14 protein-coding genes are annotated in these 18,385 nt (G+C 45.4%); 9 read left to right on the forward strand and 5 right to left on the reverse strand.

Translation table 11 applies throughout. From position 1 onward, the window contains the following. Nucleotides 1-8: 8 nt before the first annotated feature. Nucleotides 9-3,038: a UPF0182 family protein gene (locus tag H6G17_RS13170; protein WP_347276428.1), complete on the reverse strand. Its 3,030-nt coding sequence runs from the start codon at nt 3,036-3,038 to the stop codon at nt 9-11. 228 nt (nt 3,039-3,266) lie between these two features. Here H6G17_RS13170 and H6G17_RS13175 point away from each other — a divergent pair, with 228 nt between their 5' ends. The 7 genes from H6G17_RS13175 to H6G17_RS13205 all read left to right on the forward strand — a co-directional run bounded on the left by H6G17_RS13175 (nt 3,267) and on the right by H6G17_RS13205 (nt 14,256). Continuing rightward, entirely contained in the window at nt 3,267-4,457 is a 1,191-nt protein-coding gene (locus H6G17_RS13175; protein WP_192157772.1) for a response regulator, read from the forward strand. A gap of 216 nt (nt 4,458-4,673) precedes the next feature. Continuing rightward, nucleotides 4,674-5,033 (forward strand): response regulator, encoded by a 360-nt coding sequence (locus H6G17_RS13180; RefSeq protein ID WP_015154562.1) that lies wholly within the window; start codon nt 4,674-4,676, stop codon nt 5,031-5,033. Then, complete coding sequence (locus H6G17_RS13185; RefSeq protein WP_192157774.1) at nt 5,033-5,518, forward strand: chemotaxis protein CheW; 486 nt, start codon at nt 5,033-5,035, stop codon at nt 5,516-5,518. Before H6G17_RS13180 ends, H6G17_RS13185 begins: the two co-directional genes overlap by 1 nt. Before the next feature lie 245 nt (nt 5,519-5,763). Further along, nucleotides 5,764-8,157, forward strand: a complete 2,394-nt coding sequence (locus H6G17_RS13190) for a methyl-accepting chemotaxis protein (protein ID WP_192157776.1) — start codon at nt 5,764-5,766, stop codon at nt 8,155-8,157. 156 nt (nt 8,158-8,313) lie between these two features. Next, nucleotides 8,314-10,614: a methyl-accepting chemotaxis protein gene (locus tag H6G17_RS13195; protein ID WP_192157778.1), complete on the forward strand. Its 2,301-nt coding sequence runs from the start codon at nt 8,314-8,316 to the stop codon at nt 10,612-10,614. Nucleotides 10,615-10,686: 72 nt separating this feature from the next. Then, the gene (locus H6G17_RS13200; RefSeq protein WP_192157780.1) at nt 10,687-13,461 is read left to right on the forward strand and encodes a response regulator; all 2,775 of its coding nucleotides are present in this window, start codon (nt 10,687-10,689) and stop codon (nt 13,459-13,461) included. 168 nt (nt 13,462-13,629) lie between these two features. Then, nucleotides 13,630-14,256, forward strand: coding sequence for a ribonuclease D (locus H6G17_RS13205; protein WP_192157783.1), 627 nt, complete (start codon nt 13,630-13,632; stop codon nt 14,254-14,256). A 227-nt stretch (nt 14,257-14,483) separates the two neighbouring features. Here H6G17_RS13205 and H6G17_RS13210 read toward each other — a convergent pair whose 3' ends face one another. Continuing rightward, nucleotides 14,484-14,777, reverse strand: a complete 294-nt coding sequence (locus H6G17_RS13210; RefSeq protein WP_192157785.1) for a hypothetical protein — start codon at nt 14,775-14,777, stop codon at nt 14,484-14,486. Between the two features lie 20 nt (nt 14,778-14,797). Continuing rightward, nucleotides 14,798-15,631: a peptidoglycan recognition family protein gene (locus H6G17_RS13215; protein WP_192157878.1), complete on the reverse strand. Its 834-nt coding sequence runs from the start codon at nt 15,629-15,631 to the stop codon at nt 14,798-14,800. A 160-nt stretch (nt 15,632-15,791) separates the two neighbouring features. Here H6G17_RS13215 and H6G17_RS13220 point away from each other — a divergent pair, with 160 nt between their 5' ends. Further along, on the forward strand, nt 15,792-16,151 hold the full coding sequence (locus H6G17_RS13220; protein ID WP_192157787.1) for a translation initiation factor: 360 nt from the start codon (nt 15,792-15,794) through the stop codon (nt 16,149-16,151). A 168-nt stretch (nt 16,152-16,319) separates the two neighbouring features. After that, nucleotides 16,320-16,481: a YqaE/Pmp3 family membrane protein gene (locus tag H6G17_RS13225; RefSeq protein WP_015154571.1), complete on the forward strand. Its 162-nt coding sequence runs from the start codon at nt 16,320-16,322 to the stop codon at nt 16,479-16,481. 72 nt (nt 16,482-16,553) lie between these two features. Here H6G17_RS13225 and cobO read toward each other — a convergent pair whose 3' ends face one another. Further along, nucleotides 16,554-17,225 (reverse strand): cob(I)yrinic acid a,c-diamide adenosyltransferase, encoded by a 672-nt coding sequence (cobO, locus tag H6G17_RS13230; protein ID WP_192157789.1) that lies wholly within the window; start codon nt 17,223-17,225, stop codon nt 16,554-16,556. A 240-nt stretch (nt 17,226-17,465) separates the two neighbouring features. Continuing rightward, nucleotides 17,466-18,383: a histone deacetylase gene (locus H6G17_RS13235; protein ID WP_192157791.1), complete on the reverse strand. Its 918-nt coding sequence runs from the start codon at nt 18,381-18,383 to the stop codon at nt 17,466-17,468. Nucleotides 18,384-18,385: the final 2 nt, after the last annotated feature.

The following is an 18,385-nucleotide window of genomic DNA, read 5'->3' on the forward strand; positions in this document are numbered from 1 at the left end:
CGATATTTTCAGTTGTTTTCTTCCACCGGACGAATAATTGGTGTTGCGGGTGTTTCTTTTTGTTGAAAAATAGCTTTTAATGCTTGCTCTAAAGTTTCTGCCATCACAATTCTATTTTCATAAGCCACGATGACCCGTACTAAAGTTGGCAAGCTATTTTGCGCTGCTTCTAAGTAAAGTGGTTCGACATATAACAGCGATTGTTCTATGGGAATTATCAATAAATTTCCTTGAATTGTTCTAGAACCCTGTCGATTCCATAACGAAATTTGCTGAGAGATAGCCGGATCTTGATTAATTCTTGCTTCAATTTGTTCTGGACCATAAACCAACCGCTGTTTGGGAAACTCGTACAGCAACAATCTGCCGTAGTTATCGCCATCCGATCGCGCCGCCAACCAAGCAATTAAATTCGTTCTTTGACTGGGAATATAAGGTAATAAAAGGATAAATTCTTCAAACGGTACAGTAGGTAAACTGGTGATTAAATAATAAGGCTCGACTAATTTTGCTTCACTGCCGTAGACTTCGGTAGGGATTTGCCACTGATCTTCTCGGTTATAAAACACTTGAGGATCGGTCATGTGATATGTCGTCAACCGTTCTGCTTGAATGCTGAACAAGTCTTGTGGATAACGAATGTGCGATCGCAAAGTTTTTGGTAAATTGTTTAACGGTTGAAACAAACCAGGAAAAACTTTTTGCCAAGTGTTAATTATCGGATCGTTAGGATCGGCAACATAAAAATTGACCGTACCGTGATAGGCATCGATAACAACTTTAACTGAGTTACGAATATAGTTAATTCCTTCATTACCAGGATCGGCATAGGGATAGCGATCGCTCGTCGTGTATCCATCGACAATCCAGTAAAGATAACTTTGCCGATCTCCTGCATCTGCAACTACCAAATAGGGATCGCGATCGTAGCGGATAAAGGGAGCGATCGCCCGAATTCTCTGATTAATATTACGCCGAAATAGTAGCTTCGTTTGGGGTGTGAAATCCTGCGTCAATAACATTTGCCAGTCGTTTAAATACTTAGCAAATAGCAACCGTCGCCAAAAAGAACCAATATTAATCCCACCTCGACCGTCATAAACGTTATAAACATTATCATTGCCACTTGGGTAGTCTAATTCTTTTGTCTGCGTACCCGTCATGACATAAGTATCTGTAATTTCCCCAAAATAAATTCGCGGTTGTCCAATGGGAATACTATCGCGGATTGCTTCGCTAGAGACAGCCAGAGTACTGCCATCAGTTGTTGTGTCGCTGATATCTTTGACAAAATACTCCGGTAGTCCCCCAGCAGCCGCCGTATTCACGGGACTGAGGGTAAAACCATAGCCGTGCGTGTAAATTAAGTGTTGGTTTACCCATGTTTGTGCTTCTTGGGGTACGGCGCTATAGTCTAACTCTCTTGCGGCAATCAGAGTTTGCCTTGTCTCCGTGTTAACTGCATTTACACCAGTTTGCTGTTGTTCGGTTGTAGATGGTGGTGCGGCACTAGGTCGGCGCGCAACTGTATCTTGTAGTAAGGTATAGCGATCGATATCGGCATCGGGAAACCGATAATACAGTCGGATCTGTTGCAATTGGCGATTTGTTTCTAATAGAGGACGTTGATCCCACAGGCGAATATTGCGAATGGTAAGGTCGTTAACTTGAATGTCTTGATAGGTAAGATTATTTTGTGGATCGAAGGTACGGTTATCGATTCCCAAGTTAAAAGCTTGACGAGTTAATCCAATACTTCGCTGAATGTAGGGTCGTTCTCGTTCTAATTCATTCGGGAGTACGACAAAACGCTGCACGGCTGAGGGTAATAGCGTACCAGTTCCCAAAGCAATCAGTAAATACGTACTAACGCTTCCAATTAAAAACTTGCGTCTGAATTGTTTGGGATAACCAAAAACTGCGCCCCAGAACAAAAAAATAGCGATCGCCACTGCCAATAAACTTAAGAAAGTATTGGCTGGTAGCTGTACCGTCACATCCGTATAACCTGCACCGAAGGACACGCCACGGCGAGAATAAAGTAATTCATAGCGGTTCAACCAATAACTGAGCGCAACCGCTAGCATGAAACAGCCGCCTAATCCCTCTAGATGTCGCTGCTGCGATCGCGTAAACCTGGCAAATCGCCCTTGACTTAAATTATCTCCAGCTAAAAGATAAGTCAGGGCGACAGCAGTTAAACCATATAAAAACATTCCCACTAGCCAAAATTCTAATAATTCTCCTAATGGGAGGGTGAAGATATAAAAGCTAATATCGCGATTAAAAACGGGTTCGGCACTATTAAAAGTAGTGGGATTTAAATATTTCAGTATTCTTGCCCAATTCTCAGACAGAACTAGACCAAAAATTCCACTGAACACAATCGCGATCGCCCACAGAAAAAAGCGCGTATAGAATAATAGCGCGATCGCTAATCCTGCCAACACTCCCAGCGCCCAGCTTTGAGAAAACAATCGTTTGCCTAGCGAAAAAACTGATGCTGGTCTAAATAACTTGGGAATCAGCGGCGATATATTCGGTAAATTCAAGTCAGTTTGCCAGTACTGCCTAGCAATTTGACCGTAATGCCACAACAACAGCCCCACTAACAGACTTAATAGCAAGACTAGGGGGAGAAATAGGTGTGGGGGTAGTTGGTAGTTGGTAGTTGGTAGTTGGTAATTGGTAGTGGGTAATTGGTAGTTGCTCCCTTGTCTCCCTTGTCCCCCTTGTCCCCCTTGTCCCCCTTGTCCCCCTTGTCCCTCCCTGCTCCCTACTCCCTGCTCCCTGCTCCCGATCCAGCGTTCAGCCACTACTAAATTACCCAGCAAATACAAAGCCGTGACACCAATGCCGATCGCCCATAATAAACCTTGGGTTAATAGTCGCAGTCTTAATACTGGCAAGTGACCGACTTCTTGAAACCAAAAAATCTCTGCCCCCAGACGGCTGACAAGATCGAAAATCAACCACAAGCCAAAGGCAATTGCGATAAGTTGAAAACAGCGCTGCAAAAATATAGATTTGTTTAACACTTTCTTACTGTCAATATCTGAAAAGATTTTATGTTCGTTAAAGACGGAGAACCCGCTTGTTTAGTGACTCTTAAGAAAAAGTATAGATAGCTTTTGTCCTTTGTTGCCGCGATCGCCTGCACTTAAATTCTTGACGAAGATGTTAGGAATCTGAAAATTTAGGGAACTATAAAAGCGAGAAAACTAGGGTTGCCAGAGTATAGGGACTTTCGCGGATAAATAATTGGTATGCAATCAAATTTAAGCTTTTCGTTTGGGGCATCAGAACTAACCGACCGACTGAAGCAAGTTTTTGACGATACCCTAACAGGGTACTGGCAAATTCAATTAAGCAAAGGAGAGCGCTCTCGTATTCCTCAGCCTCGCTATCTAGGAGTCGTGCAAGGGCGGGTCATTTCCTCTGGAATTGAGAAACTAGCAGCGTGGAAGCCTTTTTTGGCAACTCTCAATCAATCTATACCTCAACTGCGCCAACCACAAGCACAACAAGCATTTGGACAGCTACAACAGGAATTATCTAGTAAGGAAGGCACGCCTTTAAGCAAAATTGTCGTCGAGATGGTCAATATGAAATTGGTGACTCACGACGACGTAACGCAAGCACTGCGGCAAAAAATTCTCATCGATTTAGATACATATTTATTTGACTACGGCGGACAAGCCCAGTTTTTTTCCGAACCCGAACTCGTTGTCAATACTCCAATTCGCGGCTTTGAATTGAGTGGTTTGTTTGTAGAAGCCTCGAACCGCCAAAGTCAATGGAAGCAACTGCAAAAATACATTCCTTCCCTCGACAGCACTTTGATCTTGAAACAGGAGGCAATAGCAGCTGCTGCTATGCCAACAGCACAACAGCAGCAGTTACAGAACTTAGTCCAACCAGGTAAAAATTTAGCGGCGATCGCCCGCACGATGGGAAAAGATCCTTTAGAAGTCGCAAAATTCTTTAGCCGTTTGATCGAAAGAGGCTTAGTAGAAATAGAAAAGTCCGTTAACACTTCTGGCAATTCTCAATCTTCTGCAGAAATATTTATTGTTGATGACTCGCCTCTACTAATCCAGCAATTTCGTCAGCTCGTAGAAGGTTGGGGATACCAAGTGAAGTATTCCAACAATGCCCTCACTGCGGTGCAAACAATGATGGAATCTCAACCCCTAGCAATTTTTCTCGATATCAATATGCCAGGAGCTTCTGGATTCGACCTGATTAAGCAAATCCGACGACAACCCCAACTAGCATCCCTGCCTCTGGTGTTACTGACAGCCGAAAAATCTGTTTCCAACCAATGGCGAGCGCAGTGGGCAAATTGCAAGTTTTTAGCTAAGCCCCGTACCCCTGCCGAAGTGCCAACATTTCGCACAGATTTGCGGCAAATGTTATTTGAAATAGCCCCCACCACTAAAGATATGGTTGTGTAATTTTATGCGCAATTCACGATTAAATTCTATACCCTATACCCTTTCTTTCTGCACTAGTACGGGCGGGTTTAGCAAAAAAAATTATGACTTCAGCATTAATCTACGCGCAAAACCCGCCCCTACGACAACTGATAACTGTTCACTGATAACTGACAACTGTTGATGGGAATTCTAAATATTAAGGTCAATTAAACCACACGAAAGGACGACAAACTCATGAAATTTTTAGTTGTTGATGATAGCTCGGTCGATCGCCACTTACTCACTTCTTTATTAGAAGGTTTAGGGCATCAAGTCGATGCTTGTTCCGACTCGAAGGAAGCTATGCAAATGCTTACAGATCGAGACTATGCATCTGTATTTCTAGATATTGTGATGCCAGAACAAGACGGCTACAAGTTTTTGCGCGAGGTGCGTTCTAATCAGAAAACTGCAAAGCAGCACGTCATTTTCTGTTCGACTAAAAAAACTCCACTGGAGATTGACTATGGCATGAAACGGGCTGGAGCAGATGATTATTTGATTAAACCCGTGACGCGGGAGACAGTTGAGCAAGCTTTACAAAAGGTACGCTAATGAATCCCTCTCCTGACGCGATCGTCCAAAGTGATAGATCGATGCAGCTTGAGGAAAAGCAACAGCGATATATCCTCACCCAAGTCGAACAATTTACTTTTGTCTTGCCACTGACTCTAGTGGCAGAAATTCCAATTATCGAGCGATCGCAGATCCTGGTGATGCCGTTCTACTCGCCAGTGATGATGGGGGTACTCCATCATGCAGGTCACGTTATGCCGTTAGTTTCTCTGCGTCAACTCTTGGGTGTTGCTAAGGGTTTTGCCGCAGAAAGACTGACAGTGGTGCAATTAAGCGCTGCGGCGGCGGAACAAGCAGGACTGGGGTTAGTTGTCGATCGCACCTTGGGGATGCGATCGCATTCCCAATTACCACCAGATTTATTTGATGCCGCGCAGTCAAATACTGAACCAAACATGCGACTGTTCAAACCGGAACTCTTAGCAGATTCATTGTGGCAACCCCTGAGATGGCGATCGACTTGATAAAGGGAGCAGTTATCAGTGACCAGTGACCAGTAAATAGGGTGTGGGGGAGCTAGTGCGGTCTTGGGGGTTCCCCCCATGAGCAACTGGCGTTGTGGGGTGTGGGATGACAGTGACCAGTGACCAGTGACCAGTTAATGATTTTATCTCCTCTGCTTCCTCTGCCTCCTCTGCTTCCTCTGCCTCCTCTGCTCCTCAGCTCTCTTTCCCGACTCCCTTCTTCTATAAACAATATTCTCAATCATATGGCTACTAATCAACCTACCGTTTCCTCGTCTGCCCCGCAAAACAGTCCTGGGCGAAAAATTCGGTTTAACTCCATCGGTACAGTACTGTTTATCTCCGTCATGGGCGGTGCGTTAGTTAGTCTCGGTGGTATTAGTTTTTTCTTCTATCAGTCCTTAAAACAACAAATCCTCACACAGATTAGCGATAACTTAAACACTGAGATAACCTCAATTGAAGGTAAGTTAGAACCGGTTAAGCAATCGATGCGCGATTTGGCTGGTACATCTGAGTTATTGAGCAGCAAGAAAACTTTAAATCCAGAGCTATACGACAGTTTGCTCCTAGAAGCTTTTCGCAAACGTCCTACTTTGGCTATGGGTATGGCAATGGAACAAACGGCTTATGCAATTCTTCCAGACCGTCAATGGCATGGAACATATTTCTACATAGACCAAAAAGACCCCAAGCAGCCAGGTAAGCGTCTAGCTGCACCTTACGACCAACTCTTCCAGGTGGATTTGTTCAAGGAGGACAATTATCCAACTCAATCGTACTTTAAAGATCCCATAGCCCAGGGAAGCGAAAGCTGGACTGAGCCTTACTCCTGGTATAACATCCCCATGACCAGTTTTAGTAAGGTAATCCGCGATCGCAACAATAAAATCCTTGGTATCACCGCGATCGACGTAAACTTAGGGGCTTTGAGCGACCAGATCTCCAAATCTGTGATTCGTAACCAGGGCTATTTTGTCCTCGCCAGCGAACAGGGTAAACTCATGTCTTACCCACCTGCACCCGATCGTGCCAAAAATCAGAGCGGATACGAAACCATTCCAGAACTCAAAGTTATCTGGTCGAAAATATCATCGCCAGACAAAAAAGAGCGATCGGGACTATTGTGGACGGGAGGTAAATTCTGGGCTTATCAAAGAGTTCCCAGCACCAATTGGTTGATGATGGCAGCAGTACCAGAAGGAGTTGTTATAGGTCCAGTATTGACAATTACCATCGCTGGTGCATTAGGTGCGGGTTTGTTGCTAGCAGCCGTAGTTTTACTCTTCGTGCGCAGCCTCAATCGTCGCTTACGCCCAATTCTAGATGAATGTAACAAGCTAGCACAAGCGGATGCTGAGACCGAAATGCAAATGCAGCAGCAAGACGAGATTGGCAGATTGTCAACTTCGTTTTTTAACTTGTTGAAACAGGTTGCGGCTAACGAAGATCGGATTCGGGATGAAGTATCGCGGTCGGTATCAACACAGGAACAACTCAAACAAGCAGAACTCAACCAACAAGAAGGAGAAGCGCTGTCGATGGAGGTGATTCACATCCTCGACGTGGTGTCGGCAGTAGAAGAAGGGGATTTAACGGTACAAGCTGATGTAAGCGATCGCGCTACTGGACTCGTGGCAGACACCCTCAACCGCCTGTTAGAAAAACTCGGACAAGTGCTGGCTCAGGTATATGCCGCAGCAGAACAAGTTTCCGTTGGTTCTAGTGCCTTGGGACAGCTAGCTGAAACCGTAGCAAATAATGCCGCAACCCAAGCGCAAGAAGTAGAACAGGTACTACAGTTAACCCAGCAGGTAGGACAATCGGCGCAAGACTCTGCGGGAACGGTCGATCGCTCGAATCAATCTCTCACCGAAGTGCAATCGGCAGTGGAACAAGGTCAAGTTGCGCTGGAAGCGATGACTAAAGGTATTGACGTTCTCAGTCAAGGGACTGACCGAATTATTCAGAAAATGAAAACTCTGGGTGAATTTGTCGGTCTAGCGGATCAATTCGTGCAAGACCAAAGCCAGATTGCTTCTTTGACTCAAGTACTAGCTTTAAACGCCACCCTGGTAGCAGCTCGCGCCTCCGAACAGCGCGACCCCAGACAGTTCTTAGTTGTAGCGCGAGAATTTGAGGCGATCGCGGCTCAGGTCAGTACTCTAGCGCAGCAGACCAACGAAGGACTCTTCACTCTGCAACAGCGTACCGACCAAATTCATAGTGTAGTATCGGCAATTGACGGCGAAGTACAAGGCTTGGGTGGATTGGTGAGCGACTTTACGACGGGTGTGGAACAGTCGAACCAAGTGTTTAGTAACGTCCGCAGTAGTACCGTAGAGGTCGTACAGGCTGGACTAGGTGTATCTCGTTCTAGTGATGAAATTCTGCACGCTACCCAGTCTACAGCTCAAGCAATGAATGATATTGCCGATCTAGCCAAACGTACCGCGCTCTTGACTCAGAGTACGCGCCTGCAATCGGAACAGATGCAACAGCTATCGCGCAAACTACTCAGCAGTATTCAATTCTTCCGCTTACCTGAATCTACCTTGAAGCAAAATGCAACTTTTTCAGATCTGGAATTATTGTCTGAATTTGAAGATGCTGTTGCTATCGAACTGACAACAACTTAACGCACTGCTCTGCGGCATATCGTCCCTATAGATGGCTCTAAGGGCAGGTTTGGAAAAAACTCTGTAATCGATCTCTTTGCTAAACCCGCCCCTACGAATATTTGACTTTTAACTTTTAACTTTTGACTTGCTTATCCAGTCATTTTTCCTGCTCTTATGACAACGAATTCATCAGACCTCGGCTTACCATCTGCTCCTAACAATGCAGCTCCATCACCTTCAAGTAATGCCAACCGCTCTATCAAAAAAGGGTTGAGTTTGCGTTTAAAAACCACTTTGGCAGCAGTAGCAATTGGTACGTTACCTGTAGTCGTTACTGGGATCGCAGCCAATCTCATCGCAGCCAATATGTTAGACGCGCAAATTGAGCTTGCCAAGCAGGAAGAAACTGTGGCGATGATGGACAAAGTTGAGCGTTTTCTGTTTGAGCGTTACGGCGATATTCAAGCTCTCAGCAACCTGCCAATTTTGCGAAATGAGAAAGTGAAGCAAGTCGTTTCTGTAAAAGACCGTTCGCAGGTACTCACCAATTACGCCGAAACATATGAAGTCTATGAGAATATCGCCTTCATCGATTTAAACGGCAACAATCTCTTAGTTTCCCAAGGGGCTAAACTTGGCAGCCATAAAAGCGAAGATTACTTTCAAGCCGTCCTTGCTACTGGAAAGCGATTTATCTCCCAACCCAGAGTTGCACCATCTACGGGTAAAACTGTCATTTATTTTGCTGCACCCGTGCGTGATTCAGTCACTAATAAAATCATTGGGGTCGTGCGTACCCAAATGCCAGTTCGATTTCTGGACGATCTGGTTAAAAGCTATGGTGAGAATGATAGAACCTATCATCTGGTCGATAAAGTAGGCAAGGTTTTTGTCACTAATGAAGAGGAAGACACTTTAGGCGTGGATGCCACCAAACATCTCTCTGTTTTTCCACAACTGCGCCAAGCTAGAAAAGCTGCACCAGCAGAGGCTTACGAACCTTCAGAACAGCGTTATGTGGTTGGGGGATATGCTCCGTTTGAGGTAAAACAAGGACTACCAGATCTAGGTTGGGATGGCTTTATTCTGTCAGATCGAAACGTTGCTTTTGCAGTCAACAATCGCTTGGCGCAAATTTTTGCCCTTGGTACTCTAGCAGCAGCAATTGCAGTAAGCGCGATCGCAGTGCTTTTAGTCAACCGATCGCTCCAACCAATTGAGGCGGCGACTAAAACCGTCCAAAAGTTGGGAGCGGGCGATTTAGATGTACGTCTTGCAGTCAAAGGCAGTGACGAATTGGCAATGCTAGGAGCCAATATTAATCAGATGGCTGACCAAATCCAAGACCTATTGGAGAACTTAAAAGGGACTGCTGAAATTAAGCAATTGAAAGAGGCGATCGAACAGGAGAGCCACGTCTTACAATCAGATGTGAGTCATCTACTTGATGCAGTCGCAGCACTGGAAGGCGGAGACTTGACGGTACAAGCACCAGTAAGCGATCGCGCTACTGGACTCGTAGCAGATACCCTCAACCGCCTAATTGAAGAACTGGCTCGAATTATGGCGACGGTGTTATCTACCGCTCAACAAGTAACTCAGGGCTCGACAGAGCTAGAACAACTAGCAGCAGTAACAGCCCAACAAGCACAGCAGCAGGCACACTCAGTTAACGCCGTGCAAGCCTCAGTTGTCACTTTCTCGGATTTGTCCCAACAAACAGCACAGCAAGCATTGGCATCAGACCAAGCCGTGCAACAGGCACAAATCGCTGTTACCCAAGGACAGGAGGAAATGGTGAAACTGACCGAAGAAATTAAAGTTCTCCACTCAGGGACGGAGCAAATCGTCAAACGCGCCCAAATATTAACTAACTTCGTGACCTCAGCTGCCCAGTTTGCCAAAGACCAAAAACGAGTTGCCGCACTGACACGGGTACTTGCTTTAAATGCTTCTATGATTGCCGCGCGTGCCTCTGGACAGCAAGACCCCGACCAATTTGCTAGTGTTGCCCGCGAGTTTGAAACCATCGCGACTCAAGTGAACGATCTTGCCGTACAAACAAACCAAGGTTTGCTAATGTTGCAGCAGCAAGCAGCTCAAATTCAAACTGTAGTGTCTGGGATTAACCAAGACGTGCAAGGCATCAGCCATTCAGTGAATCAATTCGTTGGTAGTGTAGAACAATCGCAGTACGTATTCGAGCTGATTAAAGACGTGACAGATCGCGTGGCACAGGTAGGACAACAAGTAACAGCATCTAGCCAAGCGATCGCTGCAGAAGCACAAACGACACTGCGATCGATTGAAGAAATTGCGACGGTAGCTGCTAAGACAGAACAGCAATCTAGTTTCACCCAGGAACAAGCCGGATTAATTGACAACATGGCGCGGACGTTATTGGAAAAAGTCAGTTTCTTCCGTATTTCTGAAGAGGTACAGGGAGCAGGGAGCAGAGAGCAGGGAGCAGTGTAGAGGCATTACATGTAACACCTCTACACAGTAACTAGTTATCAGTAAATATATACTACACCCATATACCCGATTATGTTGGAACAACATAGCTCCACTGCTGCTGAGTCAGATTTTGTTGACGTAGCCGAGCTGCAATTACAGCAAGAGCTGCGCAGTATGTTTGCTGTTGATACTCAAACTTATCTGCAAACATACATAAATCTCGTCCAAAAGCTTCAGCCTCAAACTTGGACGGCAGACATTCAAGAAACTTATCGCTGCGTCCACACGATCAAGGGTGGAGCCGTGACGGTGGGTGCTGATGGGATTCTTTATGTCTCAACTATTCTAGAGGACTTACTTTCAGACTTGCGCTACCTGCAAATTGCACCTCCGCTAGAAGACGGTCAGCTGTCACAAATGCTGGCAGAGGCGGGAGAGCTTCTGACTGCGAGTTTGCAAGTTGAGGCAACAGGAGAAGCGGCGATCGCTGCCGTCCAACCTAGCGTCGATCGTATTGCAGCTCTACGCCAAGAAATTCAGCAACTCTACTTACCGGAAGCCAACGAACAGACGAAGTTATTTCAAGAATTTGCCGAACAAGGCTTCGATCTCGTCGTGCTGGACTTGGAAATGGCAATAGAAGAACTGCCCGATCGCGGTCAAGTTCCTCCAGAAGTTATCAAAATAGCAAAACAAACGCTTCAGCAACTCATACAAATCGGTAACGATTTAGAATTTGAGGCTGGTTGGTTAGACTTGCTACGTTACAGTAAAGCTTTACTCAACCGCCCCGAATCCGATTTCTGGCGATCGCAATGGTTGAAATATCTCCCCCTGTTAAAAGACTGTGCCAGACAAGGTGGGAAGTTGCCTGCGGGGAAGGGAGCAGGGAGCAGGGACGAGCTGGGAGCAGGAGGGGACAAGGGGGACAAGGGGGACAAGGGAGCAACTACCAATTACCAACAACCAATTACCAATTACCAACAACCAACTACCGAAACAAATATCCAAGTTCCCGTCCCTCTAGAACGCTTGGAGCGATCGTCTCAGCGTTTGGTGGAGACGCTATTATCTGCAAGGGCAGTACAAGGATTTTATCAATCGTTGCAGACGCAAATCGGACAACTGCTGTCGCTGGCGCAAGATAGCGTGCAATACCTGACGCAGTTACGACAAGTTCAAGACGATTACGCCCTTTTAGATAACTTACAGCAACAGCGCTCTAGTTTATCGACGGCTCCAGTTTTAGAGCGATATCGTCAAGGTTATACGATTGTCAATCGCCTGCTAGAAGTGAGTTTGCGCCTGTCAGAATTGGGCGCAGAAGCAGCGACAAGTTCGCGGCTAACAGCAGATAGTTTGCAATTGTTAGATCGCAATGTCCTCAACCTCCAACAAACAGTAGAAGAAAGTCGGCTGATCCCATTTAAGGTTTTGGGTTTTCGGGCGAAAGGTATTCTCCGCGATCTGATTAATCGCTTTGGTAAGCCGGCTCAGTTAATCGTACAGGGGGAACACTTGGAACTCGATGCTGGTACGGTACAACACCTAGAGCCAGCTCTATTACACTTAATGCGTAACGCCTACGACCATGCTCTAGAGCCTGCTGCCGATCGCCTAGCATTAGGGAAGCCAGAACAAGGCACGATTATTCTATCGCTACGCCGCCAGGGGAAATTTTACCTGCTATCTTTGCAAGATGACGGAGGTGGCATTGATGCCAGCAAGATTTCCCAACTTGCCCAAGCGCGAGGACTACCCCTGACTCGTACCGATACCCCCGCCGATTTGCTTGCCGTTCTCTGTCAACCTGGCTTTAGCTCTCGTAGCGAAGTGAGTGACATTTCTGGACGCGGGGTAGGGATGGACGTAGTTGCCACCCAAATTGCTAGCATCGGCGGACATCTCAACTTGAAAACGGTACTGGGAGCAGGGACAACTTTTCAGATGCAGGTTCCCGTCCCGCACTTATTAGTACGCTGCGTCTTGGTACAGGCAGGCGATCGCAACTTTGCCATTCCTGCGGAAGAGATTGTCACCACAACTCTTTGGAGTAATTTATCAGCAACGCCCAGCGATCGCGACCCGATGTCGAGCGCTCCTAACTGGTTTGTAACTCAAGATGAAGCTTCAATGCCATGTCTTGACTTATTAGAATACTGGCAACCAGGAGCGAGAGCAAACCGTCCGTTGTCAGATACAGCCATTTGCTTGCGGGTTCGTTCTACTTTCTCCTCCACGGCAGCTGAACGAGACGCTTGGTTACTAGCAGATGACTTGTTAGAACAGTCAGAATTATTAATTGAGCCTTTACCCAGTCCGTTAATTTCACCTATAGGGATGATGGGGGTAACTTTACAAACTGATGGAACGTCGATCGCGGTTTTAGAACCTGCATCTCTAGCAGCACATCTGTGGATGAATCCCATTGGAGATGGCGATCGCACTGTCGTTCCCAACTTCGATCTAGCAGAAATATTTGCCGAACTTCCTGCTGCTAGTCGTACTATTCTCGTTGTTGATGACGCAGCGCTGGTGAGGCGGCGAATTGAAGCAAGTTTGACTGCAAACGGTTACACAGTTGAGACTTGTCGCGACGGTTTAGAAGCATGGACTTGGCTCTCTAGCCATCCTGTACCAGCTTTGTTAATTACCGATATTGAGATGCCAGGGATGGATGGTTTCACCCTGATCGATCGCTGTCGGCAAGCAGGCATGCAGTTACCCGCCCTTGTCATTTCTTCCCGTTTATCAGAAGAATGGAGTAACGAAGCGCGGCGCGTTGGTGCAACAGATTACCTTACCAAAGGATTTACCACCCCTGAATTGTTGAGCAAGGTTGGCTCTTTTGTTAGTCGTATGTAAGTCGTAAGTCGTAAGTCAAAAGTTAAAAGTTAAAATTGAGGAAACGGGAGACAGTTGACGGTTGTTGGTAATTGGTAGCCCTCTTGTCCCCCTTGTCCCTCCCTGCTCCCTACTCCCTGCTCCCTACTCCCTTGTAGTATTTTAGTAACGAAAGATCTAGGTAAGGCAATGGTAGGGGAAGATTTTCAGATTTGCGATCGCGACTTGAGCAATGAGGCTTTGGCTCAATTTATGGATGCTAAGGCAATTGCAGTGGATACGGAAACAATGGGTTTGCTCGTCCACCGCGATCGCCTTTGCTTGGTACAGTTGTGCGATAATCGGGGCAGAGTTACAGTTGTCCGCATTGCCAAAGGACAAACGGACGCACCTAATTTAAAACAAATATTAGAAGCAAATATCGAGAAAATTTTTCATTTTGCACGGTTCGATCTTGCCACTCTAAAACATCATCTCGGTATTCAAGTTGCACCAATTTTTTGTACAAAAATTGCTAGTAAATTAGTACGAACCTACACAAATCGCCACAGTTTGAAAGAATTAGTCCAAGAATTAGAACTTGTAGAACTTGATAAAAGCGCTCAAAGTTCTGACTGGGGAAATGCAGCAAATTTATCTGAAGAACAACTCCGCTACGCTGCAAACGATGTCCGTTATCTAATCTCATTGCGGCAAAAACTCACAGAAATGCTCAAACGAGAAGAACGCTGGGAACTCGCGCAAACCTGCTTTCAAACTTTGCCAACCATAGTTACACTTGATTTGTTACAATTCAAAGATTTATTCGAGCATTAATTAAAACTATAGGACTCATATTTGATTTTTGAAATCTACGTAGGGTGCGTTAGCATGATGGCGTAACGCACTCCTATACGCATAAGTGGTGCGTTACGCGGCACGATAACACACTTTACTGTACTTAAATTTTTTCACGAATCAAATAGGACTGCTATAGTAATTGGTAGTTGGTAGTTGGTGATTGGTGAGAAGCAAGTCGAAATTAACTGATAACTGATAACCGCTCACTGAATTAAGCCAGATGCTAGTTCGCGGACGATCAAAATTTGGAATTTACCCATAGGAATGCTAGTGCTGAGGCGGCGGACGAATAAATGATAAGTTCCCGTTTCAGTGCGGACATCGCGCTCGATCGCCACTATGGGTGCATCGCTATTTGAGCTGTTTTCCAAAAGATTGCAGGCATCAAGTAGGGCTTCAAGTACGACTGAATCAGCCGTTCCTACTGCCTTTTCAACTAAAGTAGTTGCTTGAGGCAAAAGGCGATGTTTGAATTCATCATCGAATTTTAAAGCCATTTTTTTCAGTTATCAGTTACTTACGACTTACGACTTATTCCTCTATAAGAGTGCAACAAACTGAGAAACTTCCGGCGATCGAAAGAGCGCGGATCGCTTCTACTACCAGAGCGATCGACTGCTTTATGTGTGGTAATTCTTGCATCAGGGACTTTACTTTGAGCAATTAACCAAGCGAGAGATTTATATTGAGCTTGAGTATAACCACTGTGACGACGGACGCGATCGCGTCCGTCTACTGGAGTTTCTAGGGAGACATGATAGGCAAAGTTATTGACTGAAGATGCTAGGTTGGGGTGAGTTTTGACGGTTTCGGTTCCATTACTACCTATAAAGACAGAATTGGCTGCTCCAAAAGCTCGTTTTTCTGGCGGGACTATGTATATTACCGTACCATCTAACCCAATTAGGGTATGGTAGCTTACTTGTTTATCGTCCTGCTGGTGTGGAGTTCGGAAGGTATTGATTGCAGAAGCCGCGGAGTAAACAGTCTCGTGCAGGACGATAATCGGTTTGTTGTAGACTGGTTTGCCGTAAATATCTGTGGCGAAGCGATCGCCATAGTTGAGCGGATGCGCCCAGGTAATCTGATATCTTGGTTTATAGCTGGTAGCAGTAGCAGCATTGGCTACCTGTATCTCGTTGGGAGAATTGGCATTTTGTTGCTCCTGGCGCTGTGTAACTTCAGGTGGAGGCACAATTGTCTCTTTGTAGGAAACGGGGATCGCAGGTAAAACAGATGCATCTATTTGCTGTAACTGTGGTGTTTGAGGAGATAGAGAAAGTGCTACAGCAACGCATAAAGATAGAAGAAATATTAGTAAAGCTCTCGTTTTCCAAACACTAATTTCCATAGTCATTTGTCATTTGTCATTTGTCACTACTACCTACTCCCTACTCCATTGTTTCTTTCTACCTTCTGCTTTTTGCCATCTGCTTTCTTGCACTAGACTGTTTTACAGTGGAATAGTTACAGGCACTACAAAAATCTTTACCCATAGAGCGATCGCATTTATGTCAACTGAGAAGCGTAAATCGTCTAATTCTAACAAACAAGAAAAAATCGTCTACCGCGAATTTGGTGGCGATAACTCGGCGGCTACAGAAAGAGCTGTCCCAGACTTACCACCCTCTCAGCAAAACCTGCGCGTCCAATCTTCTCGTGCTGGACGTAAGGGAAAGACTGTCACTGTCATCACTGGTTTTCAAGCCAAGCCAGAAACTTTGATAGCATTGCTCAAACAACTCAAATCTCAGTGCGGTACTGGGGGTACGGTGAAAGAAAATGAAATTGAAATTCAAGGCGATCACAAGCAAAAACTACTGCAAGTTTTGACTCAAATAGGTTACAAAGTCAAGATTAGTGGCGGCTGAGAAGATGTTATATTTTAGATTTTGGATCGTTGTTAGAGCCAAATCTATCTCAATGGTGATGTCACGGTTTTAGCAATTATGTCAACCTAGAATGGTAAAAATACGGTAGCTTATCTATGCTTATTTCAGCCAGAAAGTTACTTTTGCACATTTACATGGGAGGATGAAATGGACATTATTCGGTTGCTGTGTGCCATTTTTTTACCACCACTAGGCGTTTTTTTACAAGTAGGTTTGGGAATCGATTTTTGGATTAATGTTCTGTTAACACTACTAGGCTACGTTCCAGGTATTGTTCACGCTGTATGGATCATTCTTTCTAAGAAGTAGTAATTGGTAATAGTGAGTGGCTAGTGGCTTGATTCCACTCACCAGTCACTAGTTACTAGCCACTAATAACTGTTAATATTCAATTCCTGGTTGAGCTTTAACACCTTGTTCGCGGAAAGGATGTTTAATTAAAGTCATTTCCGTGACCAAATCTGCTTTTTCGATTAACGCGGCGGGTGCGCCTCTTCCCGTTAAAATAACATGACTATTGACTGGTTTTTGCTCCAATCCAGTTAAAATCTCTCCTATTTCTAAATATCCCAGTTTAAGCGCTACGTTAATTTCATCTAATAACACCAAATTAAAGTTTGAGTTGAGGATGTAGGCTAATCCTTTTTGCCAAGCTGTATTGGCATTTTGGATATCGCGATCGCGATCTTGGGTTTCCCAAGTGAAACCTTCTCCCATAGCATGAAACTCTAAGCGATCGCCAAACTGACTGAAAATAGCTTTTTCCGCAGGTTCCCAAGCACCTTTAATAAATTGCACGATCGCCACTCGATAGCCATGTCCGAGCGATCGCAGTACCATACCTAAAGCTGCTGTGGTTTTCCCTTTACCGTTACCTGTATTGACAATAATTAAGCCTTTTTCTTTTGAGGCTTTAGCAACGCGATCGTGTTGTACCTGTTGGCGGCGCTGCATTTTTTGCCGATATTGTTCTGCTGTCAGCGAGGATGATTCAGTGACGGCGACATCGCTGGTGGTTTCTAAGCTGCGCTCGGATTGAGAGTTGGTTGGCATCAGGTTGACAATAAACAGACTGGGATAATTTTAGGATAGTCTGATTTGAGAGCAATTCTCGATTGCGTGCGTGACATTTGTAGGGGCGCACAGCTGTGCGCCCCTACAGATCGTGTGTTTACCCAATTGAAAACCGCTATGAACGCGGATGGTAATGGGTAATAGGTAATGGGTAGTTGCTCCCTTCTCTCCCTCAGCTCTCTTTCTCCCTGCTCCCTGCTCCCTACTCCCTACTCCCTTTCACAGTCGATATTGATGAAAAACCTCGCTAGCAGCGCGGTGGACGAGGGAATGACGGTAAACGAGAGATGTCATATCTTCTGCATACCCGCCACCAATGACGCAGGCGACAGGATAGCCAGCCGCAACGCAGGTACTCAAAACTTGCATGTCGCGGCGAAATAAACCAGTATTTGTTAAAGCTAATTTCCCCAAGCGATCGCCTATATGCGGATCGACTCCGGCATCGTATAATACTAAATCTGGCTGAATCCTTGATAGTAAATCTGGTAAATATTGAGCTAGCGTTTGCAAATATTCATCGTCTTCCATGCCTTCTGGTAAAGGCACGTCTAAATCGCTTTTCTGTTTTGTCCCAGGAAAATTAATTTCGCAATGCATCGAGAACGTAAACACGCTGGGGTCATTTTGAAAGATAAAAGCAGTGCCATCGCCTTGATGTACGTCTAAATCTACAATCAAAACTTTGCGGACGAGATTTAATTCTTGTAATACGCGAGTGGCGATCGCTAAATCGTTAAAAATACAGAAACCAGAACCATAAGCGGGAAAAGCATGATGGGTTCCTCCTGCTGTATTGCAAGCTAATCCGCACTCTAACGCTAACTTGGCGGTTAAAACAGTTCCCCCGACTGCAACACAAGTACGGTTGGCTAAAGCTGGACTCCAAGGTAATCCAATGCGCCTCTGTGCTTTAGCATCTAGCGTCCCGGTACAATAAGCCTGGACGTATTCTGGTACGTGTACCAACTCAATCCAAGCTTGCGGCGGACGTTCGGGAATCTGAAATTGTTCTGGATACGCTACGCCATCAGCTATCAGTAACTCGTAAAGCAACTGAAACTTCGGCATGGGAAAGCGATGAGTATCGGGTAAGGGAACGACGTAATCGGGATGGTAGACCAGGGGTAAATCCATGC

The organism is Chroococcidiopsis sp. [FACHB-1243], from assembly GCF_014696895.1.
In the GTDB taxonomy this organism is placed as follows: domain Bacteria; phylum Cyanobacteriota; class Cyanobacteriia; order Cyanobacteriales; family Chroococcidiopsidaceae; genus Chroococcidiopsis.

What these genes read in the sequence shown, in the direction of transcription:
- H6G17_RS13195 (WP_192157778.1), top strand. Translation starts at nt 8,314, where the DNA reads ATGACAACGAATTCATCAGACCTCGGCTTACCATCTGCTCCTAACAAT.
- cobO (WP_192157789.1), bottom strand. Translation starts at nt 17,225, where the DNA reads ATGCCAACCAACTCTCAATCCGAGCGCAGCTTAGAAACCACCAGCGAT.
- H6G17_RS13200 (WP_192157780.1), top strand. Translation starts at nt 10,687, where the DNA reads ATGTTGGAACAACATAGCTCCACTGCTGCTGAGTCAGATTTTGTTGAC.
- H6G17_RS13175 (WP_192157772.1), top strand. Translation starts at nt 3,267, where the DNA reads ATGCAATCAAATTTAAGCTTTTCGTTTGGGGCATCAGAACTAACCGAC.
- H6G17_RS13205 (WP_192157783.1), top strand. Translation starts at nt 13,630, where the DNA reads ATGGTAGGGGAAGATTTTCAGATTTGCGATCGCGACTTGAGCAATGAG.
- H6G17_RS13185 (WP_192157774.1), top strand. Translation starts at nt 5,033, where the DNA reads ATGAATCCCTCTCCTGACGCGATCGTCCAAAGTGATAGATCGATGCAG.
- H6G17_RS13215 (WP_192157878.1), bottom strand. Translation starts at nt 15,631, where the DNA reads ATGGAAATTAGTGTTTGGAAAACGAGAGCTTTACTAATATTTCTTCTA.
- H6G17_RS13225 (WP_015154571.1), top strand. Translation starts at nt 16,320, where the DNA reads ATGGACATTATTCGGTTGCTGTGTGCCATTTTTTTACCACCACTAGGC.
- H6G17_RS13235 (WP_192157791.1), bottom strand. Translation starts at nt 18,383, where the DNA reads ATGGATTTACCCCTGGTCTACCATCCCGATTACGTCGTTCCCTTACCC.
- H6G17_RS13190 (WP_192157776.1), top strand. Translation starts at nt 5,764, where the DNA reads ATGGCTACTAATCAACCTACCGTTTCCTCGTCTGCCCCGCAAAACAGT.
- H6G17_RS13210 (WP_192157785.1), bottom strand. Translation starts at nt 14,777, where the DNA reads ATGGCTTTAAAATTCGATGATGAATTCAAACATCGCCTTTTGCCTCAA.
- H6G17_RS13220 (WP_192157787.1), top strand. Translation starts at nt 15,792, where the DNA reads ATGTCAACTGAGAAGCGTAAATCGTCTAATTCTAACAAACAAGAAAAA.
- H6G17_RS13180 (WP_015154562.1), top strand. Translation starts at nt 4,674, where the DNA reads ATGAAATTTTTAGTTGTTGATGATAGCTCGGTCGATCGCCACTTACTC.